Raw genomic sequence first — 15,272 nt, forward strand, 5'->3', positions numbered from 1 at the left:
CTCGGGTCAGCCGGTGAGCTTGCAGGAGTCGGGTGCGGCGGTCACGTGGATCTCGGTGTTCCAGCCCGAGCCGATCGTGACGCCCATGCGGTCCGGGCCCGACGGGGCCCAGGTGTCGGTGTTGTCGGAGTAGCGGTACCAGCGCAGCACCGGGCCGGTCTGGCCGTTGAACGGGCTGGTGCCGGTGCTGCCGCGGCCGTAGAGGATGTCGCCGCCCGGCGAGAAGATCTCGCTGAACATCTGCCAGCCGACGCCGACCGGCTTGTCCCGCTGGGTCCACGCCGAAGCGGCGAAGTCGTACTTGAAGCGGAAGAGCTCGCCGCCCGGCTTGCGCGCGTACAGCACGCCGTCGCCGGCCGCGGTGATCGAGTCGAAGCGGGACCAGCCGGTGTCGAGGACGGCGCCGGCACCGTCGACCCACCAGCCCGTCGCGTCGTCCCAGAGGTAGAACTTCAGCTGCCCCTGGTCGTCGATCATGAAGATGCGGTTCTTCTCGTCGACGGTGATCCGGTTCGCGTACTCGGCGGTGAGGTAGCGCGTCCAGCCGCTGCCGACCTGGCCACCGCCGCTCCAGCCGCTGGAGGTCGAGTAGACCCAGCGCTTGAGGCTGCCGTTCGGGTACGGGTCGCTCGCGCTGTTGTTGCGGTGGATGTCCCAGATCACGCCGCCCTTGCCGGCCAGCACGCGGCCGGTCCAGCCGGACCCGATCGCGCTGCCCGGCTGGGACCAGCTGACCGCGCCGTCGGCCGGGCCGAGGTGGACGTAGCGCCAGAGGCCGCCGTCGGTGCGGGCGGCCCAGATCGGCGCTCCGGCCGGGCACGAAACCGGTGTCGGCACGATCTGCTTGCGGATCCAGTCGCCGAGGTCGTCGACGCGGGCTTCGGTGCCGCCGGAACGCGTTTCGGTGACGTCGAGGCAGCCGTGCTGCCACGACGCGCTGCTCAGGGCCACCAGCTGCGCGGTGCCGCCGGACAGGCGGAACGCGGGACCGCCGGCGTCGCCCTTGCAGGCGTCGGTGCCGTCGGCGGCGGAGACCGACACGGTCGAGCCGGTGACGGCCGAGACGGTGAACGGCGCGACCCGCGGCCGCGCGGGCACCCACTCGGTGGCGGTCCGGCCGAACCCGGCCACCTGCAGGGTGTCCCCGGCCTGCGGCGCGGTGGTGCTCAGCGCGACCGGCGCGATGCCGGTCGCCGGCTTCTCCAGCTTCGCCAGGACGACGTCCCGGTCGGTGCGGCGCACGACCTTCGTCAGCTTCGCGCCGAAGCCGGCGCCGGTGCCGAGGTCGACGTCGCCGACGAGGACGGTCGCGGCCTCGCTCGGCGCGCCGGTGCCGGTGGCCGTCAGGCAGGTCGCGGAGGTGAGGACCCAGGACGGGTCGATCAGGGCGCCCGAGCACGACTTCGTCGGCGTCGCGATCCGGGCGAGGAACGGGTGGGTGCCGACCGGCACCACGGTGCCGCCGGAGATGGCCTCGGCGGGGGCGGCGGTCAGCAGACCGCAGGCGAGCAGGGTGGCGGAAAGCGCGGCGAACCGGGTCCGGGCGCGTGTATGCATCGGGTTCCCCTCGGGTGGAGCGGTGGCGGCGCCCCGGCGGGACGCCGCCACCGCGGTGCTACAGGAGCTTCGAGCGGCCGGCGTCGAACGTGCCGTTGCTGCTCCACTTGACGCCTTCGGCGTCGAACCCGCCGGTGGCGTTGGCGTGCCAGCGGAACAGGTTCGTGTTCGCGCTGCCGTAGTCGTAGGAGGCGAGCAGGTCCGTGCGGCCGTCCCCGTCGTAGTCGCCGGCGGTCCACTGGGACTGGCCGAGATTCCAGCCGCCCGCTCCGGTCGTCCACTGCGTGACCGGCGCGTCGACGCCGGTGGCGGTGGCGTGCCAGGTGCGGAAGGTCAGGTTCGCGCTGCCCAGGTCGATCGCGGCCCCGAGGTCGGTGCGCCCGTCACCGTCGAAGTCGCCGGAGACAAACTTCGCCTTGCCGGACGGGATCCCGCCGTTCCACTTGACGTTCTGCGCGTCGAACCCGCCGGAAGCGTTGCCGTACCAGAGGAACAGGTTCGCGGTGTTGTCCCGGTAGTCGTAGAACGCGGCCAGGTCGGCGCGGCCGTCGCCGTTGAAGTCGCCGGCCCGCCAGTCGGACTGGGCGAGGTTCCAGTTGCCGGGCCCGGTGCGCCACTGCGTGACCGGGGCGTCGAAGCCGGTCGCCGTCGCGTGCCAGGTCAGCACGCTCAGGTCGGCGTTGCCGTTGTCGTAGGCGGCGGCGATGTCCGTGCGGCCGTCACCGTCGAAGTCGCCCGTGGTGAACCGGGCGTTCAGCGGCCGGAAGGCGCCGCTCCACTTGATGCCCTGGCTGTCGAAGCCGCCGGAGGCGTTGGCGTACCAGAGGAACAGGTTCGAGCCGCCGTCGAGGTAGTCGTAGAAGGCGCCGAAGTCGGTGCGGCCGTCGCCGTTGAAGTCACCGGTGACCCAGCGGGCCTTGGCGGCCTCCCAGCCGTCGGTGTTCCACTTCAGCGCCGGGGCGCCCACCCCGGTCGCGGTCGTCGGCCAGACGTACAGGCCGACGCGGGCGTTCTGGAGGTCGTAGGCCGCGCCGGCCTCGTCCTTGCCGTCGCCGTTGAAGTCGTTGCCCGCCGCGACCGGGGTGGTCGCCGAAACGACGTCGGTGGGCGGGGCCGTCCAGCCGTCGGTCGTCGGGACGACGATGCGGTAGTAGCGGGTCTGCTTGGCGGGCAGGCCGGTGTGCGTGTACGACGTGCCGCCGAAGCTGCCCAGCAGGTGCGCGCTGTCGACCGGCACGTCCGGGGTGGTGGCGGCGTAGATGTGGTAGCCGGTGGCGCCGGTCACCGCGTGCCAGGTCAGCGTGATCGCGTGGCCGACGGCCTTCGCCGAGGGGGCGAGCGTCTGCTGGCGGATCCAGCCGGCGATGTCGTCGACGCGGGCGGCGACGGTGCCCTGCTTGGTCGTGGTCTCCCCGAAGCAGCCGTGCTGCCACGACGTGCTGGACACCCCGACGACGTCGGTGCGGCCACCGGCGTCGCGGAAGATCGGCGCACCGGCGTCGCCCTTGCAAGCGTCGGTGCCGTTCGTGCCGGTGAGGGCCAGGGTGGTCGCCGTCGACGACGGCGCCTTGAAGGTGCCGACGTGCAGCGTGTCCGGCACCCATTCGCTCTCGGTGCGGCCGTAGCCGGCCAGGGTGAGCGTCTCGTCACCGCTGGGGTAGTTGACCGGGATGGTGCTGAGCGGCAGCGGCGCGATGTCGGTGACCGGCGTGGCGAGCCGGGCCAGCGCGACGTCCCGGTCGGTGCGGACGACGACGTTCGTGACTCCCACGACGTGCCCGCCGGTGCCGCTGAGGCTGGTCCGCCCGATGGTGGCGGTGGTCGCCTTGGCGGGCACACCGCCCTGCGGCGTCTCGGGGAAGCAGCTCGCGGCGGTGAGCACGAGGTCGGGCTCGACGAGAGCCCCACCGCAGGCCCGCCCGTCGGCGGTGAGTTTCGCGGCGTACGGGTAGGCGCCCGCGGTGGCGGCGGTCCCGCCGGACACGGCATCGGCGGGCACTGCGGTCAGCAGCCCGGCGGCCAGCAGGGCCGTGGTGGTCGCCACGACCCTGGTGGGACGGATGGACATGCGGAATTCTCCCCTTCGTTCTGCGTGTTCGCGCGCGACGGCAGACCCCTTGGCGAATGCGTTCGCGAAATGGCGATTCGGTGTTTTGCCGACGCGTGACACACCGATGAGCGGTGCGCCGCTCATCGGGAAATGGCGCGTCCGGGAAATGGTTCCCGCGCGCAGACCGGCCCCCCGACCGGTGTTTCCTCCCCCTGGTAGTTCCCTCCTCGGCCTGTCCAGCCGCCGAACGGCGCAACCGCCGTGACGGTGGTCGCAGTCGCGCTGGTCAGGTCCCCTCGTGGGGGATTGCCCGGTTTCCGCGAGAGCCGGAAACCGTCATTCACCCCGTGGTCCCATCGACAGGGAACACCGGATATTACCGGTATGGGTGGTGACTTACATCACATTCCAGCTCGACCAGGCGTTCGGTTAGTGTGTGAAAGCCTGTCGCTCCGGCGGCGGCGGAAGAGGGGGGATTCGCATTCATTTCCGCACGCTCGATCCGGGGTACCCGCAATTCTTGTGCGGGCTGGCGGGATCGGTCACGGAGGAACGGCAAGCGGCGGCCGCGGACGTTTCCGGCCGCGCGACCTCGGCCGCCCGCTGCGGGATGTCGAGAGGATCCCGGTGAACATCGAGACCCTGATGACCAAGCTCGCACAAGCCGGCATCACGACCGTGATCAAGGCCGATGACGAACGCTGGGCCGAGGGGACCAGGGCCTGGACCGTGATCCTGTCCGGCGCGGCGCTCGGCGACCAAGGCGCGATCCGCACCGAGTCATCCGACTTGCCCTCAGGCCTCCGGAACGTCCTCGGCCGGCTCGCGGCGAGGCCCGGAAACTGGTCCTGGCTGACCGAGTTCACGAGCCCCCGAAGGGCGGAAAGCCGCTAGGACTCCGCCGGTTTCGTCCACGCCACCTGGACCAGCCCCGTCCCGTGCCGCCGCGAAACCAGCGTCCCGCGCCCCGGCGGCTGCGGTGACGGCTTCACGTCCGCCAGCAACGCTCCCTCGTCCTTCGTCCCCGACATGATCAGGCCCGGCGTCCCCAGCTCCCGCAGCCGCTGCAGGACCGGCTCGAACAGCGCGCGGCCCGCGCCACCCGACCCGCGGACGATCAGCAGGTGCAGGCCGATGTCCCGGGCCTGCGGCAGGAACTCCAGCAACGGCTGCAACGGGTTCCGGCCCACCGTGGCCACCAGCTCGTAGTCGTCCACCAGGACGAACAGCTCCGGCCCGCGCCACCACGAGCGGTTGCGCAGCTGGTCCGGGGTCACCGACGGCCCCGGGAGGCGGTTGCGCATCGCGGTGGCGCACTCCGCGATCAGGTCCGTCAGCTTGCCCTCCGCGCCCGCGTACCCCAGCAGGTGCGGCTCCGACACCGCGCCCAGCAGGCCCCGGCGGTAGTCCGCCACGATGATCGCCGCCTCGTCCGGGGTGTAGGCCGTCGTGATCCCCGAAGCAATGGCACGCAGCAGCGAGCTCTTGCCGGACTCCACGTCGCCGAACGCGATGAAGTGCGGGTCGGCCGCGAAGTCCAGGTACACCGGGCGCAACGTCGATTCCGCGATCCCCAGCGTGACCTGGCGCGACGGGGCCGGGGGCAGCCCGTCGAGGGGCACCTCCGGCGGCAGCAGCCGGACCTGCGGGGCGCGCGGCCCCTGCCACGCCTCGGAAATCCGCCGGACCAGGTCGACGCCGCCCGCGCCGACCGTCTCCGGGCGCTGGTCGCCGTCGATGCGGGGCAGCGCCGCCAGGAAGTGCAGCTTCTCCGCCGTGATGCCGCGGCCCGGGCGGTCGGCCGGCACGTTGGCCGCCACCTTGCGGTCGATCGACGAGTCCATCGGGTCACCCAGGCGCAGCTCGAACCGCGTCCCGATCGCGTCGCGCAGCTGGGCGCGGACGCCGATCCACTGGTTCACCGACACGATCACGTGGATGCCGAAGCCGAGCCCGCGCGCGGCCAGTCCGGTGATCTGCTCCTCCAGCTGCTCGTACTCCTGGCGGATCGTGGTCCAGTTGTCCACGAACAGGAACACGTCGCCGAACTCGCGGTCGTCGGTGCTCTCGGTGAACTCCGACCGGCGGGCGCGGAACGCCGCCATCGACTCGATGCCCTGCGCGGCGAAGAACTCCTCGCGCTGCTCCAGCAACGTCGTCAGCTCGGCGACGACCCGGCGGCAGCGCTGGGCGTCCCGGCGGGTCGCGTACCCCGACACGTGCGGCAGCCCGGCGATCGGCGCCAGCGCGCCACCACCCATGTCCAGCACGAACAGCTGGACCTCGGCCGGGGTGTGGGTCAGCGCGAGCATGCCCGCGATGTCCTTCATCAGCGTCGACTTCCCGCTCTGCGGCGCGCCGACGACCAGCGCGTGCCCGGCCGCGCCGGAGAAGTCGGCCCACAGCAGGTCGCGGCGCTGCTCGAACGGCTTGTCCACCAGCGCCACCGGGATCGTCAGCTTGCCGTTGCCGCCCCAGCCGAGCGGGCACAGGCCGCGGGCCGCGTCCTCGCCCAGCGGCGGGAGCAGCTGGTCCAGCGTCGGCGGTTCGGCCAGCGGCGGCAGCCAGATCTGGTGCGCGGCCGGCCCGCGACCCTCCAGGCGGGACAGCATCGCGCCGATGATCGTCTCGCCGGTGCCCTCTTCCGAAGGCGCCGCGGACACCTCGGTCGTCACCGGGATCTCCACCGGGGCCAGGGAAAACGGCAGCACGCCCAGTTCCTGCCCGTCCTCGCGCACGACCGTGCTCCGCGGCGGGAGCTCCCCGGAGACGTAGGCGGCCTTGAGCCGGACCAGCGTTTCGGTGTCGGACTTCAGGTACGCCGAGCCGGGCACCGGCGGCAGGTGGTAGGCGTCGGCGACACCCAGCACGGCCCGGCTTTCCGCGGCGGAGAACGTCCGCAGCCCGATCCGGTACGACAGGTGGGAATCGAGCCCGCGCAGCCGGCCTTCCTCGAGCCGCTGCGAGGCGAGCAGCAGGTGGATGCCGAGGGAGCGCCCGAGCCTGCCGATCGCGACGAACAGGTCGATGAACTCCGGGCGCGAGGACAGCAGCTCGCTGAACTCGTCGATGATCACCAGCAGCGAGGGCAGCGGGTCCAGCGGCGCGCCGTCCGCGCGGGCCTTCTCGTAGTCGCGCACCGATGCGTAGTTCCCGGCCGCGTGCAGCAGTTCCTGCCGCCGCAGCAGCTCGCCGTTCAGCGCGTCCGCCATCCGGTCGACCAGCGCGAGGTCGTCGGACAGGTTGGTGATGACGGCGCAGGTGTGCGGCAGCCCGGTCATCCCGGCGAAGGTCGCGCCGCCCTTGAAGTCGATGAGGGCCAGGTTGAGCGTCTCCGACGAGTGCATCACGGCCAGCGCCGTCACCAGCGTCCGCAGCAGCTCGCTCTTGCCGGACCCGGTCGCGCCGATGACCAGACCGTGCGGGCCCATCCCGCCTTCGGCCGACTCCTTGAGGTCCAGCTCGACCGGACGGCCTTCGGGGTTGACGCCCAGCGGGATCCGCAGCCGGTCCCGCGCCGCCCGCGGGGCCCACGTCACCGTCGTGTCGGTGTCGCGCGGGTCACCGATGCCGAGCAGCCCGGCCAGCCCGAACGTCGCGGACATCGGCTTCTCGCCGACGACCGCGGCGGGCGTGTGCAACGGCGTCAGCATCCGGGCGAGGGCTTCGGCGGCGCCGCGGTCGAGCACGTCGGGGCGGCCGAGGAAGCCGAGCCGCTGCTCGCCGCCGTCGCCGACGACCATGCCGAGGGAGTCCGGCGCGGTGTGCAGGCTGAGCAGCTTCTCGGACGACGACGTCCGCGGGTGCTCCTGGCCGACCTCGAGCACGGTGACGCCGAGCCGGCCGTCCGCCCCGATCAGCCGGGGCTCGCCGTGGGCGTTGCCGCCGTCGACGAGGACGACGAGGTGGGGCAGGTCGAGTTCGGCCGCCGCGCGGCGGCTGAACGCGGGCCGTTCGCCGAGGTCGGCGCCCAGCAGCTCGGCCAGCCCGGCGGCGGTGTCCGCGGCCAGCCGCCGCGGCCCGACGGCGTCGCCCGCGCCGGCCGCGGCGGCGTGCGGAAGCCACTTCACCCACTCCCAGTCGTGCCGGCGGTCCGGCGACACGCAGACGGCGATCCGCAGGTCCGCGGGGGAGTGGAAGGTGACGAGCTGGCACAGCAGGGCCCGCACCAAGCCGAGCACGGCCGGTCGCCGCCCGGCCACGGTGACCGCGGCGAACGACCGCAGGGACAGCGCGACCGGCAGGCCGTCCACCGTCGAGTAGGTGCGGATGAAGTGCTTGAGGCTGGTGGAGGACACCGGGTCCAGGTCTTCCAGCGGCACGGTTTGCGGCGCCTTCAGCGGCGTCGCGAGCCGTTGCGGCCCGGTGCCCGCGCGCACCTGCGCGAACTGCGGCTCGGTGCGCCGCCGGTCCCACAGCTTCCCGGCCTCGACGTAGGCCCACAGGTCGGCCGGGTCGGGCTGGACGGCGACCATGGCCGCGCGCTGCCCGTCGGCGATGTCGCGGACCTGGGCGCGCAGCCCGGAGAGGTACCGCTGGTAGTCCCGGCGCTCGTCGTTGATCTGCGCCTTCTTCGCCATGCCGCCGCGGCCGAGCGACATCACCACCATGCCGCCCATCGCGCAGAGGAACAGCGCGCCGAAGACGTAGGTCATCACGCCGCCGTCGCGTCCGATGTAGACGAACGACATCGCGCCCATGCCGAGCATCATCGGCAGGAACATCATCAGCTGCACCATGCCGCCGGACGAGCTCTTCGGGAGCATCGGCGGCGACTGCAGCACGATCTCGGTCGGACGCTCGGGCGTGAGGCTCATGTAGCAATGCTCCAGCGGATCGGGGCGGCTCTGACCGGTATTTTGGCCACTTGCCGACCCGCTGCGGTGGGTACTTTTGCCGTCCGCCCGCTTCCGGGGCCGAACTTACGCTCGGGCCGAGCACCGCCACCCCGGAAGGAGACCGATGGCCGGCGAGTACCGGGCTGAGCCCGAGGCGATGCGCTCCGCCGTGGGCAACGTCGGGGGCATCATCGCCCACGGCATCAACGCCGTGGCCGACCTCGAACGGCTCGTCGTGCCGCCGATGTCGTTCGCCACCTTCGGCACCGCGGTCGCCTCCGCGAACGCGGCCCTGCACTCCGGCCAGATCACCGCCGTCCGCACGCTGCTGCAGCTGCTGCAGCAGATCAACGGGCTCGTCAAGGCCAGTGCCGACGCCTACCAGGCGGCCGACCGGGACGCGGCCGCCGGCTACGGCGGCGGGCACGCCCCGGCGAGCACCGCGTCGTCGATCTGGGGCAGCTCGCACGCTTCCGAGCTCGCCACCCTGGCCATCAACGACAGCGCGGGCGCCCACGGCGAGCCGTCGTCGGTCGGCAACGTGCTGCGCTACCTGGAGGACGCGCGGCTGGGCCGGCTCGGCGACCACCCGATCACCGACACCCGTTTCCACGGTGTCGCCGACTTCAACGACTGGCTCGCCGGCGACGCCGACAACCAGGCGCGGGTCGGGCTGATCGAGGTCTACGCGGGCACCGCGCGGACGTTCTCCGACGTGCCCGGCGGCGTGCACAGCGGTGACGTCGTGGTGGTCGAGCCGCTGCAGTTCTCCGACCGCCAGCCGGTCATCGGCGTCGCCGGCGACGGCGGCCGCCTCTACAACCACGGGCTGCTCGACGCCCGCACCGGCGGGCTGGCGAAGGTCAGCGTCTACCGGCCCGCGTCCGTCGTCTGATCGTCCGCCCTCGAACCGATGTGAGGACCGATGCTGACTTTCCCAAACTCCAGCGCGATGGACGCGACCGCGTCTTCGGGCGGGCCGATCACGATCCTGCCGCAGATCGTCACGGGCCAGCCGGAGCAGATCGCGATGCACGTGGTGGACCTGGTCCGCAAGGCCGAGCAGTTCCTGTCGATGTACAACGAGCTGACCAAGGCGGCCGACCAGCTGGGCAAGATCTGGTCCGGGGCGGCGAGCGAGTCGGCGCTGAAGAAGATCGGCGACTCGCTCGACCAGCTGACGAAGATCATCAACGTCGTCCAGAAGGGCGCCGAGCTGCTCGGGGTCTCCGGGACGCTGATCAAGACCGCGCAGGAGGCCTACCGCGCGGTCGTCTCCGCGGTGAACCCCACGGTCGCCGCGCTGATGTCGAACTGGTGGACCTACGGCGCGGCGGTCGCTTTGTCGACCGCGACCAGTGCGTCGCTGCGGGCGTTCATCACCGCGATCGGCGCGCTGCTCAAGGCGCTCGGCGCGGTGGACCTCGCCCAGCAGATCACCACGCTCGCGCAGGTCATCGGCGAGATCGAGAAGCTCTTCCACCACGGCTCCGGCAGCTCGGGTGCGACGACGCCGTCGATCGGGAGCACCCCGGTCACCGCGCCGCAGACCCCGCCGCCGGTGGCGAGCCCGTCGGGGCAGCAGGCGGTGGCGGGCGGGAGCGGCGGGGGGATCCCGCAGCAGCCCTCGTTCACTGACTACACCCCGCCCGCGCTCGCCACCGGCGGCGGTTCCAGCGGCGGTGCCGCGACCCCGGCGAACAGCTGGATCCCCGTCGACCACCCGGTCACGACGCCGTCGGTGCCGGCGCCGACGCCCGCGCCGGCGCCCACGATTCCCGCGCCTTCGGCCGGGCACGCCGACGAGGTCGTCATCCACACCAACCTGACCACCGGTGAGTCCACTGTGGAGGCTCCGGGCGGCCAGGACTTCGACCTCGACATCGATCTGGACTTCAACGGCAAGCACTTCAGCCAGCACGTCGGCTACGACGCGGCCGGGAACTGACCGGTGGCGGGCTCGGGGGTGGTCGACGCGTCCGGGGTGGTCAGCTCGGTGCTGTCCGGCTACCGGCGCGTGCTCGTCGAGTGCCGGCGGCGCGTCACCGGCGATCCCGCCGCGCTGAGCGCCGCCTCGCAGCGGGTGGCCGGGCGGGCGTCGGCGGTTTCGGGGCAGGCCAAGGAAATCGGCGAGTCCGCGAAGGCGCTGCACGCGGACTGGGACGGCGACGCCTACGCCGCGTTCGCGACGGCCGCGGCCGAACTCGGCAAGGACCTCGGCGAAACGGCCGCGAAGCTCGGCGACCAGGCGAACCGGCTCGCCACCGCGGCCCGGCTCGTGCAGTCCGCGGAAGCCGCCGTGGATTCGGTGCTCGCGCAGTTCGACCAGTACGCCGCCCAGCTGACCGCCCAGGCCCGCGCGGTGAACTCCGCCTCGGTCGGCGCGTTCATCCAGGCCGCGCGGCAGCTCGGCGAACAGAGCGTCGCCGCGGCCCGGCAGGTCGTCGACGAGTTCTCCGACGCGCTCGCCGAGCTGTTCCCGCCCGAAGGCGTCGGACGGCTCGAGCACGAGCTCGGCAAGTGGGCGCGCGGGCCGTTGCACTGGCTCAACGGCGAGCCGCTGGACGGCCGGAAGCGGCCGCGGACCGTGCCGTCGTGGTTCGGCAACTCCGGCTGGAAGAAACTCACCTGGGACGGCCTCGAAGGCACCCGCGCGCCGAAGAAGGCCGACACGCCGTTCGGGCAGCCGGAGCCCGAGGGCCTGAAGAACAAGATCGGCCGCAACACCGAGATCACCTACTACAAGTTCCAGCACGAGCAGGACGGCTGGTCCCCGGAGTACGACGGGAAGATCACCTCGAAGGGCTGGGACGCGTCCGCGTCCGGGCACGCGGAACTCGCGGCACTGCACGGCGAGGCCGAGCTGAAGAAGGAGTGGGGCGTCGCCGAAGCCCACGCCAAGGGCACGGTGTTCGCCGGCGGCGAGGCGAGCGCGTCCGGCACGATCGGCGCCCACGGCGTCGGCGCGCACGCGAACGCCTTCGTCGGCGGGAAGGTCGAAGGCGAGGTCGCCGCGGACGTCGCGGGCATCGGCGTCGGCGCGAACGGCACCCTGCAGTACGGGCTCGGCGCGCAGCTGGACGCCCAGGCCGTCTACGACGCCGGGCACCTCAAGGTGAACTTCAAGGCGGGGGCCGCGCTCGGCCTCGGCCTGGGTGTCGGCGCGAAGATCGACATCGACCTGCCGAAGCTCGGCCACACCATCGGCGAGTACGGCGGCGCGGCGGTCGACGCGGTGAGCCACGCGGCTTCGGACGCGGCCGACGCCGTGGGCGCGGCCTGGGACGACGCCGTCGCGTCCGTGGGGCTGTGATGACCCTTCCCCTCGACTTCGTCATCCCGGACGGCTGGACCGCGGTCGACCCTGGCGACTCGGGTGCGGTGTTCGTCGCCGTGCACGCCGCCGCGCCGGGCGAGTTCGTCCCGAACATCACCGTGAGCGTCCAGCAGCGGCCGGACGAGGCCACGATCGACGCCATCGCCGCCGAAGCCGTCGAACGGCTTTCGCGGACGCTGGCCGGGCTCGACGTGCTGAGCCGCCGCGACGTCGGCGACGCGGCCGCTCCCGCCGTCATGCAGCTGCTGCGGCTGCGGACCGGCGAAGGCACCGAGCTGATCCAGACCCAGGTGCACCTGACGGTCCCCGGCGCCACGCCGGCGGAGCGGCTGGTGCTGGAGCTCGCCTGCACGGCCGCGCCCGCGACCGCCCGGCGGCTCTCACCCGGTTTCCAGAGGTTCGTGGCCAGCGTCCACGTCCGCCAGCACGAAGGGAAAGCACAGTGACCGATCCGTACGCGGTGCCCGACATGGACGAGCTGCTGGCGCAGGTGCGCAAGCAGACCGAAGAGGTCCAGCGGATCCAGCGCACGGTCGAGGCGATGGAGATCAAGGCGCACTCGCGGCAGAACGAGGTCACCGTCACCCTCCGCGGCGACGGCCGCTTCACCTCGATCGACATCGACCCGCGCGCGATCCGCGAGTACGACGCCCGCAACCTCTCGGAGATCGTGCTGGAAGCGGTGAACGCCGGGCTGCAGAAGCTGGCCGAGGCGTCCTCCGCGAAGTTCGCGCCGGTGATCGCGGCCGCGAAAGACGTGTGATGACGGCATCTCTTACCGGCACGACCCGGCGGGTCACGGTGGTGACGCCACGGGCCCGCGTCGACGTCGCCCTGCCGCAGCAGTCGACGTTCGCCGAGCTCGTGCCCCAGCTGGTCCGCCTGGCGGGAGCGTCCGGGCAGGCGTCGGCCGAACATCCAGGCTGGGTGCTGTCCCGGCTGGGTGGCGCACCCCTGGCCTTGGGGCTCAGCGTGGCGGCGGCCCAGATCCGGGACGGCGAAGTGCTGCACCTGACCCCGCGGGAGCGCCCGCGGGTCCGCTGCTGTTCGACGACGTCGTGGATTCGATCGCCAGCGTCGCCGACACGTCCGGGGGCTGGGGCCCGTCGGTGGCGCGGCGCTCCGGCCTGGTGGCCGCGGTGGTGCTGTTGCTGGCGGGTGGCCTGCTGGTGCAGGCGGCGGCGTCCGGCAGCGTCCTGGCGCCGATCGGCACCGGGCTCCTGGCCCTGGTGCTCCTGCTGGGCGGAGGAGCGCTGAGCCGCGCTTACGGCGACGCCGAAGCGGGTGCGGCGGGCTCGTTGGCCGGTGTCGGCGTGGCGCTGCTGGCGGGGATGTCGGTGCTGCCACCGCACCCGCTGTTCTCGCTGTCGGCGGGCCCGCTCGCGGCGGGCTTGGCGGCGGTGACGGTGTACGGGGTGCTGGCGGCGGTCTCGGTGGCCGACCGCCTGCCGTGGTTCGTGGCGATCACCGGCGCGGCCGGGTTCGGCGCCCTGACGTGCGGGGTCATCCTGCTGGCCGGCGTCCCGGCGGGCGCGGCCGCGGCGGTGGTCGCGGTGCTGTGCACGGCCTTGGCGGCGGTGGCGCCGATGCTGGCGTTGCGCCTGGCCCGCTTGCCGCTGCCGCGGGTGCCGGACGACATGGAGGCGTTCCGCGCGGACGAGCAGCCGTCGCTGGGCACGGAGATGATCGGCCGGACGTCCCGGGCGCAGGCGGTCCTGACCGGGTTGCTGGTGGCGCTGGGCCTGGTGGTGCTGGCGGCGTCGATCGTGCTCGCGTCGGGCGGGCCGTGGGAAGCGGGGCTCGCGGCTTTGCTGGGCCTGGCGTGGATCCTGCGGTCGCGGTCGTACGCGGGCCGGGCGCAGCGGCTGGTGCTGGTGGGCTTCGGTGTGCCGGCGCTGGTGTGCGCCGGGGTGTGGCTGGTGGCGTCGGGCAACCGGACGGCGGTGTTCGCGGCGGGCTGCGCGGTCGTGGTCTCCGCGGTGATCTGCCTGGTGTACGCGACGCGGGTGGCGCGGGGACTGCGTTCGCCGTACTGGTCACGGTTGCTGGACGTGGCGGAGTTCCTGGTGCTGCTGTCGCTGGTGCCGGTGGTGGCGATGATCGCGGGGGTGTACGAGGCCGTCCGCGGCTGAACGTTTCATTGACGCTGTCGTGCGCCCGCTGTCAGGATCGTTGTCGGGAGCGCTCCCAGGCTGTTCGCCAGTCGACTCCAGGGAGATGCCATGTCACGTCGAGAGCAACCCGAGATCCCGCCCCTCCTGCGACGGCGGACCGTCCTGGCCGCAGGTGCCGCCCTGCCGGTGCTGGCCGCCGCGACCCCGGCCGCGGCCGCCACCGCGGTGGTCGTCGAGCCGTCGAACGTGCAGCAGGCCATCCTCGGCTTCGGCGGGATGAACCACACCGTCTGGATCAGCGACCTCACCGCCGCCCAGCGCGAGACGGCGTTCGGCAACGGCACGAACCAGCTGGGCTTCACCGTGCTGCGCATCCCCGTCCACGAAGACCGCAACAACTGGAGCCGCGAGGTCGCCACGGCCCGGCGGGCGAGCGAGCTCGGCGCGAAGGTCATCGCTTCGCCGTGGAACCCGCCCGCTTCCCTGACCGAGACCTTCTCCGGCGGCAAGCGGCTGCGGTACAACGCCTACGCCGCCTATGCGCAGCACCTCAACGACTTCACCGCGTTCATGGCGGGCAACGGAGTGAACCTGTACGGGATCTCGGTCCAGAACGAGCCGGACTACGCGCACGACTGGACGGCGTGGACCGCCGCCGAGATCGTGAAGTTCCTGCGCGAGAACGCCGGCTCGCTCAGCACCCGGGTGATCGCGCCCGAGTCGTTCCAGTACCGCAAGGCCATGTCGGACCCGATCCTCAACGACGCCACCGCACTGGCGAACGTCGACATCATCGGCACGCACCTCTACGGCACCTCGTTCGCGGACCTGCCCTACCCGCTCTTCCAGCAGAAGGGCGCCGGCAAGGAGCTGTGGATGACGGAGGTCTACTACCCCAACAGCACTGATTCGGCCGACCTCTGGCCGCAGGCGCTCGACGTCGGCGAGCACGTCCACCGCGCGCTGGTGGACGGCCGGTTCCAGACGTACGTGTGGTGGTACATCCGCCGTTCGTACGGCCCGCTGCGCGAGGACGGGCAGATCAGCAAGCGCGGCGCCTGCATGGCGCACTTCGCGAAGTGGGTCCGGCCGGGCTACTCGCGGATCACGGCGACCGCCAACCCACAGGCGAACGTCTACATCTCGGCGTTCAAGAGCGGAGCGAGGATAGTCATCATCGCCATCAACAAGAACACCGCGGCGGCCGACCTGGCGTTCACCCTCCGCGACACCGGATCGGCGACGGCCCAGACCTGGCTGACGAACGCGAGCGCGAACCTCGCGCGCTACTCCGACGTCACCGTGTCGAACGGGGCGTTCACCGCTCAGCTTCCGGCGCGCAGCATCCGGACGTTCGTCGTGAACTGAGCTCAGCT

11 protein-coding genes and 1 pseudogene are annotated in these 15,272 nt (G+C 72.4%); 9 read left to right on the forward strand and 3 right to left on the reverse strand.

What is annotated here, in order from left to right:
• Nucleotides 1-6: 6 nt before the first annotated feature.
• Together HUT10_RS39080 and HUT10_RS39085 are read right to left on the reverse strand one after the other, a co-directional pair.
• A complete protein-coding gene (locus HUT10_RS39080; RefSeq protein WP_176175779.1) occupies nucleotides 7-1,557 on the reverse strand; it encodes a tachylectin-related carbohydrate-binding protein in 1,551 nt (516 codons plus the stop codon).
• 58 nt (nucleotides 1,558-1,615) lie between these two features.
• Nucleotides 1,616-3,625 carry an FG-GAP-like repeat-containing protein gene (locus HUT10_RS39085; protein ID WP_176175780.1) on the reverse strand — a complete coding sequence of 670 codons (2,010 nt, stop codon included), beginning with the start codon at nucleotides 3,623-3,625 and terminating at the stop codon, nucleotides 1,616-1,618.
• A gap of 609 nt (nucleotides 3,626-4,234) precedes the next feature.
• On the opposite strand from HUT10_RS39085, the gene HUT10_RS39090 reads away from it, so the two are divergent.
• Nucleotides 4,235-4,501 (forward strand): hypothetical protein, encoded by a 267-nt coding sequence (locus HUT10_RS39090; RefSeq protein WP_217709681.1) that lies wholly within the window; start codon nucleotides 4,235-4,237, stop codon nucleotides 4,499-4,501.
• On the opposite strand, the gene eccCa is transcribed toward HUT10_RS39090, so the two are convergent.
• On the reverse strand, nucleotides 4,498-8,424 hold the full coding sequence (gene eccCa / locus HUT10_RS39095; protein WP_176175781.1) for a type VII secretion protein EccCa: 3,927 nt from the start codon (nucleotides 8,422-8,424) through the stop codon (nucleotides 4,498-4,500). The genes HUT10_RS39090 and eccCa overlap by 4 nt on opposite strands.
• A gap of 145 nt (nucleotides 8,425-8,569) precedes the next feature.
• Here eccCa and HUT10_RS39100 point away from each other — a divergent pair, with 145 nt between their 5' ends.
• The 8 genes and pseudogenes from HUT10_RS39100 (at nucleotide 8,570) to HUT10_RS39130 (ending at nucleotide 15,264) form a co-directional block, all read left to right on the forward strand.
• On the forward strand, nucleotides 8,570-9,340 hold the full coding sequence (locus tag HUT10_RS39100; RefSeq protein WP_176175782.1) for a WXG100 family type VII secretion target: 771 nt from the start codon (nucleotides 8,570-8,572) through the stop codon (nucleotides 9,338-9,340).
• A gap of 30 nt (nucleotides 9,341-9,370) precedes the next feature.
• Entirely contained in the window at nucleotides 9,371-10,393 is a 1,023-nt protein-coding gene (locus HUT10_RS39105) for a WXG100 family type VII secretion target (protein ID WP_176175783.1), read from the forward strand.
• Between the two features lie 3 nt (nucleotides 10,394-10,396).
• Nucleotides 10,397-11,758, forward strand: coding sequence for a WXG100 family type VII secretion target (locus HUT10_RS39110; protein WP_176175784.1), 1,362 nt, complete (start codon nucleotides 10,397-10,399; stop codon nucleotides 11,756-11,758).
• Nucleotides 11,758-12,228, forward strand: a complete 471-nt coding sequence (locus HUT10_RS39115; RefSeq protein WP_176175785.1) for a hypothetical protein — start codon at nucleotides 11,758-11,760, stop codon at nucleotides 12,226-12,228. Before HUT10_RS39110 ends, HUT10_RS39115 begins: the two co-directional genes overlap by 1 nt.
• Nucleotides 12,225-12,545, forward strand: a complete 321-nt coding sequence (locus HUT10_RS39120; protein WP_013224119.1) for a YbaB/EbfC family nucleoid-associated protein — start codon at nucleotides 12,225-12,227, stop codon at nucleotides 12,543-12,545. The genes HUT10_RS39115 and HUT10_RS39120 overlap by 4 nt, the downstream gene beginning before the upstream one ends.
• Nucleotides 12,545-12,736: pseudogene (locus HUT10_RS51390) on the forward strand (EsaB/YukD family protein); the annotation flags it as partial. The gene HUT10_RS39120 and the pseudogene HUT10_RS51390, both read left to right, overlap by 1 nt.
• A 104-nt stretch (nucleotides 12,737-12,840) precedes the next feature.
• Entirely contained in the window at nucleotides 12,841-13,914 is a 1,074-nt protein-coding gene (gene eccD, locus HUT10_RS39125) for a type VII secretion integral membrane protein EccD (protein ID WP_254897222.1), read from the forward strand.
• A 90-nt stretch (nucleotides 13,915-14,004) separates the two neighbouring features.
• Nucleotides 14,005-15,264 (forward strand): glycoside hydrolase family 30 beta sandwich domain-containing protein, encoded by a 1,260-nt coding sequence (locus HUT10_RS39130; protein WP_176175786.1) that lies wholly within the window; start codon nucleotides 14,005-14,007, stop codon nucleotides 15,262-15,264.
• Nucleotides 15,265-15,272 lie beyond the last annotated feature (8 nt).

The organism is Amycolatopsis sp. Hca4 (assembly GCF_013364075.1).
Classification (GTDB): Bacteria; Actinomycetota; Actinomycetes; order Mycobacteriales; family Pseudonocardiaceae; genus Amycolatopsis.